We start from the raw sequence: 17,889 nt of genomic DNA, 5'->3' as shown, positions 1-17,889 counted from the left end.
GTCAGCCCCGCCGGTAGGCGAGGAGCTGGTGGAAGGCTGATGAGCGCTCCACGGACCAGCCCGGGGGAGCGGAGGCCGCCAACTCGACCGGCCTGTAGCTCCGGCGGATGGAGGTGAGGCCGTCTTCCCGGATGAAGGACTGCCGGAACGGCAGGGCGGCCACACTGAAAAGGGCAAAGGCGGCAGGACTGCGGATCAGGTCGTTGTGCAACGCCTTTCCCGCGGTCAGGATCTCCGAATCCGCCAGCAGTTGCCGGAGTTCCTCCGGGCCAAGATGGTGCAGGACGTGGTTGGAGATGACGACGTCGAACCGGGCACCCTCGCGGACCAGCTCGCCGCTGTGCGCCTTGCGGAATTCCACGCCGGCCATGGACGGGCGTTGCTGGGCGAACCGGGCCGCACGGGGATCAGGATCGATGCCCGTGATATGCACCGCTTTGCCGTCTTTGGCCGCCCAGCGGGCCAGCATCACGGCCAGGTCGCCGCCGCCGGAGCCGATGTCCAGCACCGTCAGCGGGCGCTGGTCGGGAGGGGCCATGATCCTGAGTTCCCTGGCATACAGTTTCCGCCAGCCGGACAGCACCCGGTTGATGACGGCGAACTGCCGGTACGTGTTGTCCAGGAGACGGGCATCGCAGTCCGGCCTGTCCATCTGCTCCACGTCCGTGGTGGCTCGTCGGCGCAGGAGGATCCCCATTCCGCGGACCGCTCTCAGGCCACGGGCGCTTCGGCCGGCGTCCGGCTTTGGAGCTGGCCCAAGGCATCCTCTGCCGCGCTGCCCTCCCACCCCGGAGCGCCGCCTGTTGCCTGCCGAATCTTGGTGAACAGGCCGGTTTCCACGGTCAGACCCGGGCCAAACGCCATGGAACAGATCCGCTCTTCCGCGGCGGGCCCTTCCCGGAGTGGTTGTTCAAGGATGTGCTTGAGGACGAAGAGCACCGTGGCGCTGCTCATGTTGCCGTAGTTGCGCAAGGTTTCCCGTGCGGGGATCAGCTGGGTGTCGCTGAGGCCGAGCCTGGACTGCACCTTGTCCAGGATGCTCCGGCCGCCGGGGTGGATGGCCCAGTGGGGGATTGCCGTGTAGGGGAGTGGCACCAGTTCCGGCTCCCTGGCCAGAAGGGGCTGCAGCGCGCCCACTATGTGGTCATCGATGATGTGGGGCACGTAATTGCCCAGGACCATTTCAAAACCGTTGTCACCGATGTTCCAGGCCATGGAATCCTCACCCACCGGTGTCAGGACCGTCTCGAAGTGGTCCAGCTTCATCAGTGCGGTGTCCGCCATGCCTGGGCGCGCGGTCACGACGGCGGCGGCGGCACCATCGGCGAACAGGGCCGAGCCCATGATGGTGTCCGGGTCGTTGGAGGTGCGTACGTGGAGCGAGCACAGTTCGGCGCAGACAACCAGGACCACCGCATTCGGGTCCGCCTCGCAAAACAGTTTCGCGGCACGCAGGGCAGGAAAGGCGGCGTAGCAGCCCATGAAGCCGAGGTGGTAACGCTGGACTGCGGGATTAAGGCCGAGTTCACGAACCACCTTGTAGTCGGGGCCCGGATTGAAGAAGCCGGTGCAGGAGACCGTCACGAGATGAGTTATGTCAAGTAAATCGACTTCCGGGGCGGCCTGCAGGGCAGCGCGCGAGGCCGCCACAAACAGCTTGGTGGCCTCGCGGGCGAAGATATCGTTGCGGACTTTGGTGCTGGGGTTCAGCAGGAGCCCGGTTTCTTGGTCGTAGAACTGCGGTTCTTCGGCGCGGGACGTGTTGGTGAGTTCCTGGACGGCGGTAAACCTTGTCTCGATGGCAGCACCGTCAAAACAGGTGTTCACCAGTCGCGAGCCTAAGCGCGACAGGCCAGGCTGCGCGGCAAATACGTCACGGGCCTCGGACTGGATGAGCTTCGTCTCCGGAACTGCAGTTTCAAGTGAACGTACGTAGACCGTCATTGGTTCATTCTTGACGGGCGCCGGAATAAAGACAATGGGACCGCCGGTTTGACCAGCGCTTTTACGCAGGTGTTCGTGCTGGCTGGCTGGCTTGGTGCGCCCCGCTCCGGAGCAGTCCCAAAGCGCCGATAATCTACATTATGTCACCTAGCTCTTTGGGAGCGCTGCCCTGCTCGCCGATGCCTTCGCAACGGACCAGGCCGCATTCGCCGGGACAGTACAGCATGCGGCCGGCTGGGTCAGGAGATGTAGGAACCGCCTGGGCTCCAATGGATGACGCCGCCCTGGTAGTTTTGCGCGACGCCACCGTCGTTGCCCGTGGAGTACTCGTCACTTGTCGGGTAGCCGAGGCGCCCTGATTCGTACCCTGTTGAGGCCCAGATGGAGCGAATGCCGCCTACGGACATATGCGCTCCGGTGGCTGGGGACCAGACGATGGCACCGCCCTGGTAGTTCTGGTAGACACCCCCGTCGCGCAGCCCGCCCACTTCGTTTGATACCGGGTAGCCGAGCTTGCCGCCCTCAAATCCCGACACCGCCCATTCGCGACGGATGGCGCCAACAGAGATATGCGCTCCGGTGGCTGGGGACCAGACGATGGCGCCGCCCTGGTAGTTCTGGTAGGCACCTCCGTCCCGGAGCCCGCCAACTTCATCGGTCACCGGGTAGCCGAGGCCACCATTCTCAAATCCTGTCTCCGCCCACAGGCCGCGGATCGCCCCCACGGAAATGTGGGCCCCCGTCGCCGGTGACCAGACGATGGCGCCGCCCTGGTAGTTCTGGTAGGCACCTCCATCCCGGAGCCCGCCAACTTCATCGGTCACCGGGTAGCCGAGGCCACCAGCCTCAAATCCTGTCTCCGCCCACAGGCCTCGAATCGCGCCGGTGGAGACGTGAGCCCCGGACGCCGGCGAATAAAGGATGCAACCGTGCTCGAAACACTGGTACCCGCCGTTATCTCTGAGCCCATAGATCTCTCCCGTAGTGGCAGCTCCTAAGGCCCCGTTCAGGGACGCTGCCTTTACGGCAATCGGAGTCTGCGGGGCCGGAAACGCGACGGCCGCCAAGGCATCAATCAAGCCGGCGCCGCAGCCTCCTGGGCAGGTTCCCGGAAGGGGCCTGGCCGTTGCCTTCAGCTTCGCCTCGATCCGGGCTGGCGTCAGGGAGGGATCAGCGGCTTTCATCAGTGCGCCGACGGAGGCCGCCATCGGCGTCGCCATCGACGTTCCCATCAGGTAGCCGTACGCTTCTGCGCCTGGAGTGGTTGTTCCGGCGTTGTAGGTGGACAGGATGCCGGCACCTGTGTCGCCTCCCGGGGCCATGACGTCGACGGCGGCACCGAAGTTCGAGTACGAGGCTTTGGATCCGGACTGGTTGGTGGCACCGACCGTAATGACGTTGCTGCAGTTTGCCGGCGCATTGTTTTCGGCGAGCTGGCTTTCGTTGCCGGCAGCCACGAATACGGATGAGCCGCGGCTGACCGCCCCGTCAATGGCGGCCTGCAGGGTGGAAGGGCAGGCAGCCGCTCCCCCGACGCTCAGATTGATGGTTTTCGCCGGGTTAGCATTGGCGGGCACGCCGGAGACTGCTCCTCCGGAAGCCCACGTAATGCTGTCCGACACGTCCGAGAGGTAGCCGCTGCCGCAGTCACCAAGCGCGCGGACCGGCTCGATCTTCACGCCCGGAGCGGCGCCGCTGACTCCTTCACTGTTATTGGCGACAGCGGCGATAATCCCGGCGACATGGGTTCCGTGCCAGGAAGAATGGGCGGATGAGGTGGAACCGCAAGTTCCGGAGGTCCGGTAGTCCCCCGGGTCGGAGGCGTCCGGATCCCTGCCGTCGCCGTCACTTGAAACGGTTGGGTCGGCGATCATGTCGTAGCCTGCCATGACGTTCGCGTTGAGATCGCTGTGGGCGGTTATGCCGGTGTCGATCACCGCGACGATCTGGCCCGTACCCGTGGTTTTGTCCCAGACAGACGGAACCCTGATGCCGACGCCAGGGTCAGACAGAGCCCACTGCAAGGAGTAGTAAGTGTCGTTGGGGGTGTACGACGGATGCATGAGAATGTCAGGCTCCACGGATTCGACTTTGTCGTCCGCAGCGATGCTCTCCAGCACGCGCCTGGACTCCCCGGCATTGAGCCTGTGGCTTGTCTTGACCACCTTGGCGTCGCTGGCCGTGGTCTTGATCTCCCGCACGCCGATGGAGGCATGCCCGGCAGCCCTGGAATAGGTCTCGTCCCGCTCCGCGGCGCTGCCGGCCACTGAGGGTTTGAACTTTACGATGAACTGGTCGGTGGGAGCTGGGGCATCCGGCAATTTCTCTGCGGCTGAAGGCCCGGGCAAGACGGGTTTGTCTGCGGCGTTTGCGGCTGGTGCGGTGGCTACGCCGGCGATCGTGGCTACCAACACCACCCCCATAGTCCGTAAGTACGTGTATCCCTTCGTCACACCAGTCTTCATGCTCAGATTCACTCCCCTTGGCCTACGGTTCCACGGTGAGCTTACTAAGGCTTGGTGAACTCAGGGACCCCACCATCATCCAGCCCCAGGGGAGGCTGACCGGTGGGCTGCTGACGCCGGGACAGCTGCCGGTGATCCGGACGGGGTCAAGGCAACCGCAAGGTCCTGCCTTGCCGGCATGCTAACGGCGGCGCTGCATTGAGGCCCCAACGACCGCGCCGATTCCCAACCCAAGCGCACAGCCCCAAAAAGGAGTATGGAACACCGCCAAACCCACACTGATCCCGACGGCGGCACCAACCAGGCTGCAAATCCACAAAGCTTTATTCACACATGTCTCCAGTACAGCGGGACTGACCTCTGCTCCTGCTGAGACCATACTGCATGCCGATTCCGCCTCCGCTCCCCCGCTCCATGTGAGGTCCTGGGTCAAGCTCGAGGAGGCGTGACGGCTAAGCTCGAAACCATGAGTTCCTTGAAAACGAAGGCGGCAGCTACAACGTCCGGAAAAACGGTGCTGGCAGCGGCGGCTGCCGATGTCGTGCTGATCCTTGCGTTCGCCGCCATCGGCCGCGACGCGCACCACCGCGAGGAGCCCATCCTGGGTGTGCTGCTGACTGCATGGCCCTTCCTTGCCGGCGCGGCAGCGGGATGGGTCGTTTCCCGCGCCTGGCGCAGCCCTTTGTCTGCCCTCCGGGCGGGTGTTCCGGTCTGGCTCGGCAGCCTCATCGGCGGCATGCTTTTGCGCGCGCTGACCGCACAGACGGTTGTCCTCCCTTTCGTCATCGTTGCCACACTGGCCCTCGCAACGTTCCTCGTGGGCTACCGGCTCCTGGCTGCCGGTGCCGCGCGTCTCCGCCGCCGATAGGGGCTCTCCGCCCGAAGGGCGGGCTGCCGGGAAAAGGACGCCCGTGTAATAGGCTGGCAGTAGAGAGAAACCTGCCGTGACTTGCTGCGGCGGAACTGATCGAAGGGGTACAAACGTGGTCACCGCATTTGTTCTGATCAAGACTGACGCCGCCCGCATTCCCGAGACTGCGGAGGAAATCTCAGCCATCGAAGGCATCAGTGAGGTGTACTCCGTCACTGGAGAATGGGATCTGATTGCGGTGGCGCGCGTCCACCGGCACGAGGACCTGGCTGATGTTATCGCCGACCGGCTCTCCAAGGTTCCTGCAGTGGTCCACACCACCACGCACATCGCATTCCGGGCGTACTCACAGCACGATCTCGACGCTGCCTTTTCCCTGGGCTTCGAGCAGTAACCCGCCAAGCCGTCCTCAGGCGCGGGACAGGGACACCCAACGGTCCAGGACGGCTGCAGCGGCGCCGGAATCTATCGATTGCGCAGCCCGCGCGTAGGCCTTCTGCATCCTCGCCAGGAACGGGCCTTCCGCTTCACGGTCGAAGGCAACCAGGCCTGCCGCCGCATTCACCAGGACCGCGTCCCGGGCAGGACCCTCCTTGCCGGCAAGCACGTCACGGACAACTCCTGCGTTTGCCACTGCATCACCGCCGCGAAGCTGCTCAACGGTGGCCAGGCTGATGCCAAGGTCCTCCGGGGAGAAGAACAGTTCAGTGACGCCCCCGCCGCGGATCTCCCACACGGTGGACGGGCCGGTGGTGGTGAGTTCGTCCAGGCCGTCGTTGCCCCGGAACACCAGCCCCCTGCTCCCCCGCCGGGCCAGGACGCCTGCAACGAGCGGCGCCATCCGCGCATTGGCCACGCCGACGGCCGACGCCTGCACCTTGGCAGGGTTGGTCAGCGGTCCCAGGAAGTTGAATGCGGTAGGTATTGCCAATTCGCGCCGGGGTACCGCGGTATGGCGGAATGACGGGTGGAACACCTGCGCGAAACAGAATGTGATACCCGCCTCTTCGGCGTTCCGGGCCACCTGCGCAATGGACAGGTCGAGCCGGACGCCGAGCGCTTCGAGCACGTCAGCGGATCCCGACGACGACGACGCGGCCCGGTTGCCGTGCTTCACCACCTTTGCGCCGGCCCCGGCGGCCACAAGCGCGGCCATGGTGGAGATGTTGACGGTGTTAAGTTGGTCACCACCGGTGCCGACGATATCCAGCTTCTCGCCGGAAATTTCCACCGGGTTGGCATGCGCCAGCATCGCCTCAACCAGGCCGGAAAGCTCATCCACGGTTTCGCCCTTGGCGCTGAGGGCCACCAGGAATCCGGCGATCTGGGCCGGCGTGGCTTCGCCGGACATGATGGTGTCCATGGCCCAGGACGTGTTCTCCGCCGTAAGGTCATTGCCCTTGATCAGTGCCGAGATCAGCCGGGGCCAGGTGTTGCCGGACGCTGCAGATGCCTGTGAAGTCACCTGCTGATGCTATCGAGCGATGGCAGGCACTGACCAATGTGAACGGTGCCGGGAACTTTTCCGGGCAATTTCGCGTCTTTGTAGAAAAAGTCCTCCCAAAAGGCGGTTTGCGTTGGGCAGCACGGACTTTTACAGACATAATGTCTATGTGACATCTGCGACCCATGCCCCCAGTACCCCGGCGCACCCAACGCTGAACCGCCCCAACATGGTTTCTGTCGGAACCGTTGTGTGGCTGTCCAGCGAGTTGATGTTCTTCGCCGGTCTTTTCGCCATGTACTTCACGCTCCGCTCCACGAGCGGTGAAATGTGGGCTGAAGAGACAGCCAAGCTCAACTTCCCCTTTGCGCTCGTCAACACGATTGTCCTTGTGGCCAGTTCCTTTACTTGCCAGATGGGCGTCTTCGCCGCAGAGCGGCTGCAGCCCCGGCGTACCGGAGGTGCCCTTCAGTTCGCCCGTTGGGGAATGAACGAATGGTTCACCCTGACGTTCCTCATGGGTGCGTTCTTCGTTGCCGGCCAGACCACCGAATACGCGATGCTGGTTTCCGAGCACGTCTCGCTTTCCTCCAACGCCTACGGCTCTGCCTTCTACATGACCACCGGCTTCCACGGCCTGCACGTCATCGGCGGGCTTATCGCCTTCCTGCTCATCATGGGCCGGTCCTTTGCCGCGAAGAAGTTCGGACACTTTGAAGCTACGTCCGCGATCGTCACCTCGTACTACTGGCACTTCGTTGACGTCGTGTGGATCGGCCTCTTCCTGGTCATCTACGTACTCAAGTAGCCAGCTTTGATTCTTTTTCTACAAGAGGCAGAATTTCAGGTAGCGGCTCCCGGAGCCGGCGCAGGATCGAATAAAGGAACCACCACGTGAAGGCACTCTCACAAAAGCGGCGTCACCCACTGGCAGCAATAGCGCTGCTTCTGATGGGGCTCCTCATCACGGGTGGGCTGTACGCCGTGGCAACCTCCATGAATGAGGCCAAGGCGAGCACCACCACCGCAAGCGCAAGCGACGTCGAAGAGGGCGGCAAGCTGTTTGCCGCCAACTGCGCCACCTGCCACGGCATGGGCGCCAGTGGTTCCAAGGATGGCCCCTCCCTGGTTGGCGTCGGCGCTGCCGCTGTTGACTTCCAGGTGGGCACCGGGCGCATGCCGATGCAGATGAACGGTCCCCAGGCAATGAAAAAGCCGGTCCAGTTCAACGAACAGCAGACCTCACAGCTTGCAGCGTACGTCGCTTCGCTGGGAGCCGGCCCGGCAATTCCTGCAGAAGACCTGACAAACGGCGGCGGCGACGCCGCAGCCGGCGGGGAGCTCTTCCGCACCAACTGCGCCATGTGCCACAACGCCGCCGCAGCCGGCGGCGCGCTGACCCAGGGCAAGTTCGCGCCCGCCCTGGCCGACGTCAGCGGCAAGCACATCTACGAGGCCATGGCCACGGGCCCGCAGAACATGCCCGTCTTCAACGATGCCAACATCACCCCCGAAGGCAAGAAGGACATCATCACCTTCCTGAAGCAGATCGAGACCACCGGTTCGCCGGGCGGTGCCGACCTGGGTTCGCTTGGCCCCGTCGCTGAAGGCCTGTTCGTATGGGTTGCCGGCTTGGGCGTCATTATCGCCTTCACCATCTGGCTGACTTCCAGGACGTCCTGACTTTCCGCGGGAAGCACACAACTTCTGCTGCCCAGTCAGCAGCTTGAAATTAGAAACTAACCCGGCACAACCGCCGGGACGAGAGAAGGATGAGGCGAATTATGGGCAACCATAGTGACGGCAGTCCGAACCACTCGGGCACCGTAGCTACGGCTGGTCAGAATGAGGTGGAGAAGTTCCAGGATCCTGGAATTCCCCCGCATCGTTTGCGCCTGGCTGACACGGACCCGAAGGCCGCAAAGCGGGCAGAACGGCAGGTCGCCTTACTATTTGGCATCTCTGTTGTTGGAACCCTGATCTTCCTGGTGGCGTACTTCGCCATTGATTTGGGTGATGACTCCAGCATCGCCACCATCCGGCTCCAGAACGCCCTGCTCGGTGTAGGTACTGCCTTCGCCATGCTGGGTATCGGTACCGGCATCGTGCACTGGGCCAAGGCCCTGATGCCCGACCACGAAGTCTCCGAAGAACGCCACGCCATCCGCTACGAGGAGGACCGCCAGGCGGCTGTCCGCATCGTCGACGACATCGTGGAAGAGACCGGCATCAAGCGCCGTCCGCTGATCCGCAACACCCTGCTCGGTGCTGTGGCGCTCGCCCCGCTTCCCGCCGTCGCCATCTTCGGTGACCTCGGACCCCGTCCGGACGACAAGCTCGCACACACCATGTGGGCCCCCCAGGACGGAAAGCGCAAGCGCCTGACCCGTGACCCTGACGGAACTCCCATCAAGGCTTCGGATGTCACCATCGGCTCGGCCTTCCACGTCATCCCGGAAGGCCTGAACGAACTCGAGGAAGGCAAGCTCAACGAGAAGGCAAAGTCCGTTGTGCTGCTCATGCGCCTTGATCCCGCATCGCTCAACCCGTCCAAGGGCCGCGAAGAGTGGGGCTACAACGGCATCGTTGCCTACTCGAAGATCTGCACCCACGTTGGCTGCCCCGTTGCTCTGTACGAGCAGCAGACGCACCACCTGCTGTGCCCGTGCCACCAGTCCACCTTTGACCTCACGCAGGAGTGCAAGGTGATCTTCGGCCCCGCCAGCCGTCCTCTCCCCCAGCTGCCCATCGCAGTTGATGACGAGGGCTACCTGGTCGCTACCAGCGACTTCCATGAACCCGTAGGACCAAGTTACTGGGAGCGTGATTCGCATGAGCGCAGCATCAACAGCTGAGCCGGCTTTCGTCGCCAAAACCAAGACAGGTCGGATCACCGACTTCGTCGACTCACGAGTCGGCGGTTCGGGGATCCTCCGCGAGTTCGGCCGCAAAGTCTTCCCGGACCACTGGTCGTTCATGTTTGGTGAAGTGGCGCTGTACTCATTCGTCATCCTGCTGCTGTCGGGTACCTTCCTGACGTTCTTCTTCGACCCGTCAATGGCGGAGACGCACTACGACGGCGGCTACGTTCCGCTGAAGGGCGTGGAGATGTCGGTGGCATACAGCTCATCGCTGAACATCTCCTTCGATGTCCGTGGCGGCCTGTTCATGCGCCAGGTGCACCACTGGGCAGCACTGCTGTTCGTTGCGTCGGTGGCAGTACACATGCTGAGGGTCTTCTTCACCGGTGCGTTCCGCCGGCCGCGTGAAATGAACTGGGTTGTGGGCTGTGTCCTGCTCATCCTGGCGATGGCTGCAGGCTTTACCGGCTACTCGCTCCCCGATGACCTGCTGTCCGGCAACGGCCTGCGCATCATCGACGGTGTCATCAAGTCCATTCCGGTCATCGGAACGTACATCTCGTTCTTCCTGTTTGGCGGGGAATTCCCGGGAACGGCCATCATCAGCCGCCTGTACATGCTGCACATCCTGCTGGTACCGGCCTTGATCCTGCTGATGATCGTGGCCCACCTGTTCATGGTGGTGGTGCACAAGCACACGCAGTACCCGGGTCCGGGACGCAACGACAACAACGTCGTCGGCTACCCCCTCGGTCCGGTGTACGCAGCGAAGGCCGGTGGATTCTTCTTCATCGTCTTCGGCGTCATTGCCCTGATGGCCGCGTTCTTCACCATCAACCCGATCTGGAACTACGGCCCGTACGACCCCTCCCCTGTGTCGGCCGGTACGCAGCCTGACTGGTACATCGGTTTCGTCGACGGCGCACTCCGGTTGATGCCGGGCACCTTCGGCAACTGGCACGTGGAGCAAATCTTCTTCGGACACGTCTTCACATTCAACGTCCTGCTGCCGGCCCTCGTGCCGGCCGGCATCCTGTTCACCGTGATGTTCACGTACCCGTGGATCGAGCGCTGGGTGACCAAGGACGACCGTGAACACCACGTCCTGGACCGCCCCAGGAACGCGCCCACCCGTACCGCCATCGGCATGGCAGGTTTCGTCTGGTACTGCGTCATGTGGGCCGCTGCTGGTTCGGACCTCATCGCCACGCACTTCCACGTTTCCCTGAACGACGTCACGTACTGGCTGCGGGCCCTGTTCTTCATCGGTCCGGTGATCGCATTCGTGGTTACCAAGCGCGTTGCCCTGGCGCTTCAGCGCAAGGACCGGGAGATCGCCCTCCACGGCCGTGAAACCGGACGCATCGTCCGTCTTCCCCACGGTGAGTTCATCGAGGTGCACGCGCCCCTGGATGAGTACAAGCGGTACAAGCTGGTGGGCTTTGAGTCACCTCAGGTCCTTCCTGCGGTCCCCAACGAGCACGGCGTGGTCACCCGCAAGGAAAAGCGCCGCGCATTCCTCTCCCGCTGGTTCTTCGAGGACCGCGTAGCCCCGGCCACGCCCGCTGAGCTGGAGGCCGCACACGGCCACGGACACGAGGCTGTTGAGGCGGCAGAAGGAAGCAAGAGCCTGACCCACTAGGCTTCTGTTCCAACAGGAAAGGCCCGATCCATCCGGATCGGGCCTTTCCTGTTTTCCTGGGGTGTGCTGCCCACGCCCCCCCGCAGGGGAACGGATGGTTGGGGCGGCTAGTGGTTGCGGGCCCTCCTGGCTCCGGGCCGCTGCAGGGGCACCCACAGCTTGTACCGGTCCGCACGGTAGTAGGAGACCGAGTAGTCAACCATTGCCCGGGCCACAAAGGCATGCCGCTGGATCTTCAGCAATGGTGCCCCCACCTCGACGTTGAGGAGGCGCGCCGTGGACGGAGACGCCGCCGTCGCCTCGATCATGTCCTCCCCCCATTCCATAACAAGCCCGTACTGCTCGCTGAGGACGTTGTAGAGCGACGTGGGCGGCTCGCCGTCCAGCAGTCCCGGGACCCGATGAGCCGGTATGAAGTTTTCGTCCACGCTCATGGGCTCCCCATCCGCAAGAAGCAGCCGGCGGAAGCGGACCAGCGGGGTGCCCTCGTCCAGCTGCAATTCACGGGCCAGGAACGCACTGGCACCGATCTGTTCGAAGCTGAGCACTTTGGCGGCAGGCACCATGCCGCGCCGCTGCATTTCTTCGCTGTAGGACGTGAGCTTCACCTGCAGGTCGACTTTCGGCCGCCGGACGAAGGTTCCCAGGCCCACCACCCGCTCGATGACCTCCTCCCCCACCAGTGCATCGATGGCCTGCCGCACCGTCATCCTTGCAAGCCCAAACCGTTCGGCGAGGTCCCGTTCCGAGGGCAGGGCTGAACCCGGCGGGCATGACTCCGCGATGTACGCGCGAAGGATTTCCCGGAGTTGGACGTAGATGGCCGTTCCGCTGCTGCGGTCTATTTCCCCCGTGATTGCGGCGGCGCCAGCTGCCATGATCGTTCTCCTGCCGTTGGGTGTCCCCTCAATTTTAGAACGGTCTAGACCAGCCACGGACCGCGGCAATCTTTCGCGCCGCATCCGTGCAGGCAGCTATATTTGGTCTGGAAATTTTGCCACGAGACGGAGGGGGCCGTCTTTCACAGAAGGAGTCCCTTTGCCAACAGAAAAGGCCGTGGTGGCAGCGCCCGCGGGCCTGCATGCACGTTCCGCCGCGGTGTTTGTCCGAGCCGTCACCGACACGGGCCTGCCGGTGACCATCAGCAAGGCAGGCGCAGACAAGGCCGATGCCCGTTCCCTGCTTCAGGTGATGACGGCTGACTTCCCACAAGGCTGTGAGGTGGAGCTGTCCATTAGCGACAGTGCGCTGGAAGGCGGCCTGGGGCGCGAGCAGGCCGAGAACGCGCTGCGGGAGCTTCGAGGACTTTTAGAGTCGCAGGGAGCCATCTAGGGGCTTCCAAAAGCGCAATAACGACGTCGGGCCCCACCGGAAGGTGGGGCCCGACGTCGTTATTCGTTTGCTTGCTTAGTGCGCGTGGTCACCGCGGCTGTACTCGTACACCCAGCCCACGAGGGCCACGATGGCGAGGCCACCTGCGATGAAGATGACCCAGGCGCCTACGGCCAGGCCCAGGAAGCCGGTGGCGCAGGCGATGCCCAGGACCAGAGGCCACCAGCTCCAGGGGCTGAAGTGCCCCTGCTCGCCGGCGCCTTCGTGGATTTCAGCGTCGCTGCGGTCCTCGGGACGAAGACCGACGCGCCTTCCGGTGAAGCCGAGGTAGGCCCCGATCATGCCGGCGAGGCCACCCACAAGCAGGATGCCCAGGATGCCGACCCACTCACCCCAGTTGGTCAGGAATCCGTAGACCAGAGCGACGGGAACGAAGAAGAAGACTCCAGAACCAAAGATCCAGGATTCGATTTTCACTGTGCGGTGTCCTTCTGGTCGGCGTTGCCGAGGACCGCTGCTGCGGGTGCCGGCGACTCAACGGTGTGGACCTGACGAAGTTCCGGGTGGTGCAGGTCCAGGGCGGGACGCTCCGAACGGATCCGGGGCAGGGACGTGAAGTTGTGGCGCGGCGGCGGGCAGGACGTGGCCCACTCCAGCGAAGCACCGAAGCCCCACGGATCATCAACCTGGACCTTTTCGGCGCTGCGCCAGGTGATGTAGACGTTCCAGAAGAACGGGATCAGTGACGCACCCAGCACGAACGATGCCACGGTGGAGAACTGGTTCATCCAGGTGAAGTTGTCCTCCACGAGGTAGTCGGCGTAGCGGCGGGGCATGCCCTCGACGCCGAGCCAGTGCTGGATCAGGAAGGTGCCGTGGAAGCCCAGGAACAGCAGCCAGAAGTGGATCTTGCCCAGGCGCTCGTTGAGCATCTTGCCGGTCCACTTGGGCCACCAGAAATAGAACCCGGCGAACATGGCGAACACCACGGTGCCGAACACCACGTAGTGGAAGTGCGCCACCACGAAGTAGGAGTCCGAAACGTGGAAGTCCAGCGGCGGGGAGGCCAGGATGATGCCGGTGAGGCCGCCGAAGAGGAAGGTGATCATGAAGCCGATGCTCCAGAGCATCGGCGTTTCGAAGGTCAACGAGCCGCGCCACATGGTGCCGATCCAGTTGAAGAACTTTACGCCGGTGGGCACCGCGATGAGCATGGTCATGAAGGAGAAGAACGGCAGCAGGACGGCGCCGGTGACGTACATGTGGTGGGCCCACACCGTCACGGACAGGGCTGCAATGGCGATAGTGGCGTAGACCAGGCCCTTGTAGCCAAAGATCGGCTTGCGGCTGAAGACCGGGAAGATCTCCGACACGATGCCGAAGAACGGCAGCGCAATGATGTACACCTCCGGGTGGCCGAAGAACCAGAACAGGTGCTGCCAAAGAACAGCGCCGCCGTTCTCGGGGTCGAAAATGTGGGCGCCGAACTTGCGGTCCGCGCCGAGCGCGAACAGGGCGGCGGCCAGCGGCGGGAATGCCATGAGCACCAGGATGGCGGTGATCAGGGTGTTCCAGGTGAAGATGGGCATCCGCCACATGGTCATGCCCGGGGCGCGCATGCAGATGATGGTGGTGATGAAGTTGACCGCACCAAGGATGGTGCCGAAGCCGGACAGCGCCAGGCCGAAGACCCACAGGTCACCGCCGATGCCCGGGGTGAACGTCGTGTTCGACAGCGGCGCATAGGCGAACCAGCCAAAGGACGCTGCGCCCTGCGGGGTGATGAAGCCGGACACCGCGATGGTGGAACCGAACAGGAAGAACCAGAAGGCCAACGCATTCAGGCGCGGGAACGCCACGTCAGGAGCGCCGATCTGCAGCGGCATGATCACGTTGGCGAACCCGGCAAACAGCGGGGTGGCGAACATCAGCAGCATCACCGTGCCGTGCATGGTGAACAGCTGGTTGTACTGCTCCTTGGTTTGCAGGATCTGCATGCCGGGCTCGAACAGCTCGGCGCGGATGAGCAGCGCCATGACACCGCCCAGGCAGAAGAACACGAAGGACGCAATCAGGTACATGTACCCGATGGTCTTGTGGTCGGTGGAGGTGATCCAGTTGACGACGATGCGCCCCTTGGATTTAGGTACCACGGGAGCCGACAGGACTCCCGCAGGTGCGGATTGGGTGTACGTAGCCACGTCGCTCCCCTTACTTGGTTTCGTTCAGGTTCGGGTTGCGGTCGTACTCGGCACCGAGCAGGCCGGTGTTGCCTTCGGCCTTGAGCTGGTCCATGTGGGCCTGGAATTCGGATTCCGACACCACCTTGACGCGGAACAGCATTTCGGAGTGGTACTCGCCGCAGAGTTCGGCACATTTGCCGTCGTAAGTGCCCTCTTTAGTGGGGGTGAACCGGATGTAGTTGGTCTTGCCGGGGATCATGTCGCGCTTCTGCAGGAAGGCGGGTACCCAGAAGGAGTGGATGACATCGCGGGCGTTGAGTTCGAGGTCAACAGACTTGTTCACCGGCAGGTACAGGGTGGGGAGCTGTTCCTTGTCGATGGTGTTGCCGGTGAGGTGGGCCTGGACACCGGCTTCGTGCAGGTCTTCCTGGATGACGTCGCCGGACTTGTAGTTGAAGTCCCAGGCCCACTGCTTGCCGCGGACGTCCACTACGACGTCGGCCGGCTGTGAACGGTCATCGATCGCCTGCTGGTCGCGGTCCGTGAAGTAGAAGAACACCAGGACCATGAAGATGGGGATGGTCAGGTAGAAAACTTCCAGCGGAAGGTTGAAGCTGGTCTGCCGCGGGAAGCCAACGGTTCCCTTGCGGCGGCGGTAAGCGACCAGGCACCAGATGATCAGGCCCCACGTAATGGTGCCCACCACGAGCGCAGCAATCCATGAGTTGACCCAGAGGTCCATGATGCGGTCGGTGTTGCTGGTGGTGCCACGTTCAGTGGGCATCCACCCTTTCTCTACCTCTGGCGAACATCCGGTCAAAACCAACGCGCCGGCAATTGCCAAGCTTGAGATCGTGGTGATCGTTTTGCGTCGGCTGCCGGTTCGGTTCTGCGAACTCACAGACGGCCCTTCCTACTTGTTGCTGTTGTCCGGGCAGCCATCGGCGCTCCGGGCACAAAAAAGTTTTACTACTCGGTGTAGAGCTTACCGCTCCGCCGGGCGTTTCGCCCACATGTCGGCGCCGAGCCCCCATGCCGTTTTGGACGGCAGGAAACCCGGCGCGGACATCAGGCGAAATAACCGGCTTAGTGGAATGAATCGCCGCAGGCGCAGGAGCCGCCGGCGTTCGGATTGTCGATGGTGAAGCCCTGCTTGGAGATGGTGTCTTCGAAGTCGATGCTGGCGCCGCTCAGGTACGGCACGCTCATCTTGTCCACGACAACTTCGACGCCGTCGAAGTCGCGCACGGCATCACCATCAAGGAGCCGTTCGTCGAAGTAGAGCTGGTAGATCAGCCCCGAGCATCCGCCAGGCTGCACGGCCACGCGCAGGCGCAGGTCGGTGCGGCCTTCCTGTTCCAGGAGGCTGCGGACCTTGCCTGCAGCGACATCGGTCAGGTTGACCTCGTGAACGGGCAGTTCGTCGCTGGCCACGCTTGTGGCGGCGGTGCTGTTTTCGTTGGTTGCGGTGCTCATTGGCCTACCTTCTTAGGACGGTCTGGCGGCGTCGCCGTAACGGCGCCTGCCCCTACAAATACGGTATGGGCTATAGCTACATGCTACGCGCGGCAGTCCTGTAGCTCTAACTCCTGGCGTAACCGTCAAAGCACGCCGGTTGTTCCCTGACAGCCGCCTGCCCGCGTTCACGACGGAAGGCCCATCACTTGCCGGTTGAAAGGCCTTCACTGTTCAGCCGCGCGAGCATGAGGGCCTCGGCCAGGATGGCGTTGCGGAAGTCACCGATGTGCAGGGACTCGTTGGCACTGTGTGCCCGTGAATCCGGGTCCTCCACGCCCGTCACCAGGATTTGCGCTTCGGGGTACAGGTCCGTCAGGTCGGCAATGAACGGGATGGAACCGCCGATTCCGGTTTCGACGGCGGGAACTCCCCAGGCCTCGCCCAGGGCCCACATGGCAACCGTTGCCGCAGCAGAGGAAGTGTCCGTCCGAAACGGATTGCCTGCCTCCCCCGGAGTGAAGACGACCCTCGCACCAAATGGGGCGTTGGCCTCCACGTGGCGGCGGACCGCCTCCATGGCCTCCGCGGGAACCTGGCCCGGCGCCAGCCGCAGGCTGAACTTTGCCCGTGCGCGCGGAAGGAGGGTGTTGGAGGCAACGTCCACGGCGGGTGCGTCGAAGCCGATGATTGACAATGCCGGCTTGGACCACAGCCGCGAGGCGATGCTTCCCGTTCCAGCCAGCCGGACGCCGTCGAGCACGGAGGCATCGGCGCGGTAATCCGCCTCCGGCATGTCGACCCCGGCCGTGTCGCTGGACACCAGGCCCTCAATGGCCACGTTCCCATCCGTGTCGTGAAGGGTGGCGATCAGGCGGGACAGCAGGGTGGGGGCATCCAGCACCGGGCCGCCGTACATGCCGGAATGCACCGCATGGTCAAGGACCTGCACCTCAATCGTGCCATCCACGAGCCCACGCAGGCTGGTGGTCAGGGCAGGTACGCCGACCTTCCAGTTGCTGGAGTCGGCCACCACAATGACGTCTGCGCGGAGCAGCTCGCGGTTCGCCTCCAGGAATGTCCGGAACGTGGGCGATCCTGCTTCCTCCTCCCCCTCGATGAAGAAGGTGACGCCCAGCCCCAGGGAATCGGCGAGGACTTCCGAAACGGCTGCGTAAGCAGCAATGTGTGCCATGATGCCGGCTTTGTCGTCAGCGGCGCCGCGGCCGTAGAGGCGGCCGTCCTTCTCGACGGCGGTAAACGGCGTTGTTTCCCACAGGGACTCGTCCCCCACCGGCTGGACGTCATGGTGGGCGTAAAGCAGGATGGTCGGGTTTCCTTTTGCGGCAGGCCGGCGGGCGACGACGGCCGGCCCGCCTGGCGTGCCGTCGGCCTTGTTGACGGACAGGACCTGGACCCCGCCGATCCCCACACCCCGGAGGAGTTCGGCGACGGCCTCCGCGCTGCGCTCCAGTGGCATGCGGTCGAAGCTTGGCCAGGCGATGCCCGGGATGGCCACGAGGTCCTTGAGACGTGCCAAAGTTTGATCGAAGGAACGGTCCACCGCAGCACGGAGATCTTCCGTCCTGCCGATGGCCTCAGGGCCTGGTCCTGATGTTCCGGTGGTGCTGTGCGGGGTGGCCGCGGGTGATGAAGTCATGGCCAAAACATTACCCCCGTCACATTCCGCGG

General features: G+C 63.5%; 17 protein-coding genes. 7 read left to right on the top strand and 10 right to left on the bottom strand.

The window, feature by feature from the left end:
• Window position 1: 1 nt before the first annotated feature.
• From ACV095_RS09915 to ACV095_RS09905, 3 genes are all read right to left on the bottom strand, one after another.
• Complete coding sequence (locus ACV095_RS09915; protein ID WP_478223356.1) at window positions 2–697, bottom strand: class I SAM-dependent methyltransferase; 696 nt, start codon at window positions 695–697, stop codon at window positions 2–4.
• A gap of 14 nt (window positions 698–711) precedes the next feature.
• Window positions 712–1,944, bottom strand: a complete 1,233-nt coding sequence (locus ACV095_RS09910) for a type III polyketide synthase (protein ID WP_478223355.1) — start codon at window positions 1,942–1,944, stop codon at window positions 712–714.
• 239 nt (window positions 1,945–2,183) lie between these two features.
• Window positions 2,184–4,358 (bottom strand): S8 family serine peptidase, encoded by a 2,175-nt coding sequence (locus ACV095_RS09905; protein ID WP_478223354.1) that lies wholly within the window; start codon window positions 4,356–4,358, stop codon window positions 2,184–2,186.
• 517 nt (window positions 4,359–4,875) lie between these two features.
• Here ACV095_RS09905 and ACV095_RS09900 point away from each other — a divergent pair.
• Window positions 4,876–5,277, top strand: coding sequence for a DUF3054 domain-containing protein (locus ACV095_RS09900; RefSeq protein ID WP_043425344.1), 402 nt, complete (start codon window positions 4,876–4,878; stop codon window positions 5,275–5,277).
• Window positions 5,278–5,392: 115 nt separating this feature from the next.
• Window positions 5,393–5,674 (top strand): Lrp/AsnC family transcriptional regulator, encoded by a 282-nt coding sequence (locus tag ACV095_RS09895; RefSeq protein ID WP_043456257.1) that lies wholly within the window; start codon window positions 5,393–5,395, stop codon window positions 5,672–5,674.
• Window positions 5,675–5,689: 15 nt separating this feature from the next.
• On the opposite strand, the gene trpD is transcribed toward ACV095_RS09895, so the two are convergent.
• Window positions 5,690–6,745 (bottom strand): anthranilate phosphoribosyltransferase, encoded by a 1,056-nt coding sequence (gene trpD / locus ACV095_RS09890; protein WP_018771095.1) that lies wholly within the window; start codon window positions 6,743–6,745, stop codon window positions 5,690–5,692.
• Between the two features lie 112 nt (window positions 6,746–6,857).
• On the opposite strand from trpD, the gene ctaE reads away from it, so the two are divergent.
• The 4 genes from ctaE (at window position 6,858) to qcrB (ending at window position 11,227) form a co-directional block, all read left to right on the top strand.
• Window positions 6,858–7,532: an aa3-type cytochrome oxidase subunit III gene (gene ctaE / locus ACV095_RS09885; protein ID WP_223991571.1), complete on the top strand. Its 675-nt coding sequence runs from the start codon at window positions 6,858–6,860 to the stop codon at window positions 7,530–7,532.
• Window positions 7,533–7,618: 86 nt separating this feature from the next.
• Window positions 7,619–8,407, top strand: a complete 789-nt coding sequence (gene qcrC, locus ACV095_RS09880; protein WP_056390383.1) for a cytochrome bc1 complex diheme cytochrome c subunit — start codon at window positions 7,619–7,621, stop codon at window positions 8,405–8,407.
• A gap of 101 nt (window positions 8,408–8,508) precedes the next feature.
• The gene (gene qcrA, locus ACV095_RS09875; RefSeq protein WP_026266047.1) at window positions 8,509–9,579 is read left to right on the top strand and encodes a cytochrome bc1 complex Rieske iron-sulfur subunit; all 1,071 of its coding nucleotides are present in this window, start codon (window positions 8,509–8,511) and stop codon (window positions 9,577–9,579) included.
• A complete protein-coding gene (gene qcrB / locus ACV095_RS09870; protein WP_018771091.1) occupies window positions 9,557–11,227 on the top strand; it encodes a cytochrome bc1 complex cytochrome b subunit in 1,671 nt (556 codons plus the stop codon). The genes qcrA and qcrB overlap by 23 nt, the downstream gene beginning before the upstream one ends.
• Window positions 11,228–11,334: 107 nt before the next feature.
• Here qcrB and ACV095_RS09865 read toward each other — a convergent pair whose 3' ends face one another.
• Entirely contained in the window at window positions 11,335–12,105 is a 771-nt protein-coding gene (locus ACV095_RS09865) for a GntR family transcriptional regulator (protein WP_018771087.1), read from the bottom strand.
• Between the two features lie 160 nt (window positions 12,106–12,265).
• On the opposite strand from ACV095_RS09865, the gene ACV095_RS09860 reads away from it, so the two are divergent.
• On the top strand, window positions 12,266–12,559 hold the full coding sequence (locus tag ACV095_RS09860) for an HPr family phosphocarrier protein (protein WP_082581715.1): 294 nt from the start codon (window positions 12,266–12,268) through the stop codon (window positions 12,557–12,559).
• 75 nt (window positions 12,560–12,634) lie between these two features.
• Here the strand turns inward: ACV095_RS09860 and ACV095_RS09855 are convergent, their stop codons facing one another.
• From ACV095_RS09855 to ACV095_RS09835, 5 genes are all read right to left on the bottom strand, one after another.
• Window positions 12,635–13,036: a cytochrome c oxidase subunit 4 gene (locus ACV095_RS09855; RefSeq protein WP_018771085.1), complete on the bottom strand. Its 402-nt coding sequence runs from the start codon at window positions 13,034–13,036 to the stop codon at window positions 12,635–12,637.
• Entirely contained in the window at window positions 13,033–14,760 is a 1,728-nt protein-coding gene (gene ctaD, locus ACV095_RS09850; RefSeq protein WP_018771084.1) for an aa3-type cytochrome oxidase subunit I, read from the bottom strand. The genes ACV095_RS09855 and ctaD overlap by 4 nt, the downstream gene beginning before the upstream one ends.
• 10 nt (window positions 14,761–14,770) lie before the next feature.
• Window positions 14,771–15,643: an aa3-type cytochrome oxidase subunit II gene (gene ctaC / locus ACV095_RS09845; protein WP_026266044.1), complete on the bottom strand. Its 873-nt coding sequence runs from the start codon at window positions 15,641–15,643 to the stop codon at window positions 14,771–14,773.
• Between the two features lie 185 nt (window positions 15,644–15,828).
• Window positions 15,829–16,218, bottom strand: coding sequence for a HesB/IscA family protein (locus ACV095_RS09840; RefSeq protein WP_018771082.1), 390 nt, complete (start codon window positions 16,216–16,218; stop codon window positions 15,829–15,831).
• Between the two features lie 184 nt (window positions 16,219–16,402).
• Window positions 16,403–17,857 carry a dipeptidase gene (locus ACV095_RS09835; protein ID WP_026266043.1) on the bottom strand — a complete coding sequence of 485 codons (1,455 nt, stop codon included), beginning with the start codon at window positions 17,855–17,857 and terminating at the stop codon, window positions 16,403–16,405.
• Window positions 17,858–17,889: the final 32 nt, after the last annotated feature.

Source organism: Arthrobacter sp. JDC6 (assembly GCF_056484025.1).
This window is presented reverse-complemented; position numbering and strand designations above follow the sequence as displayed.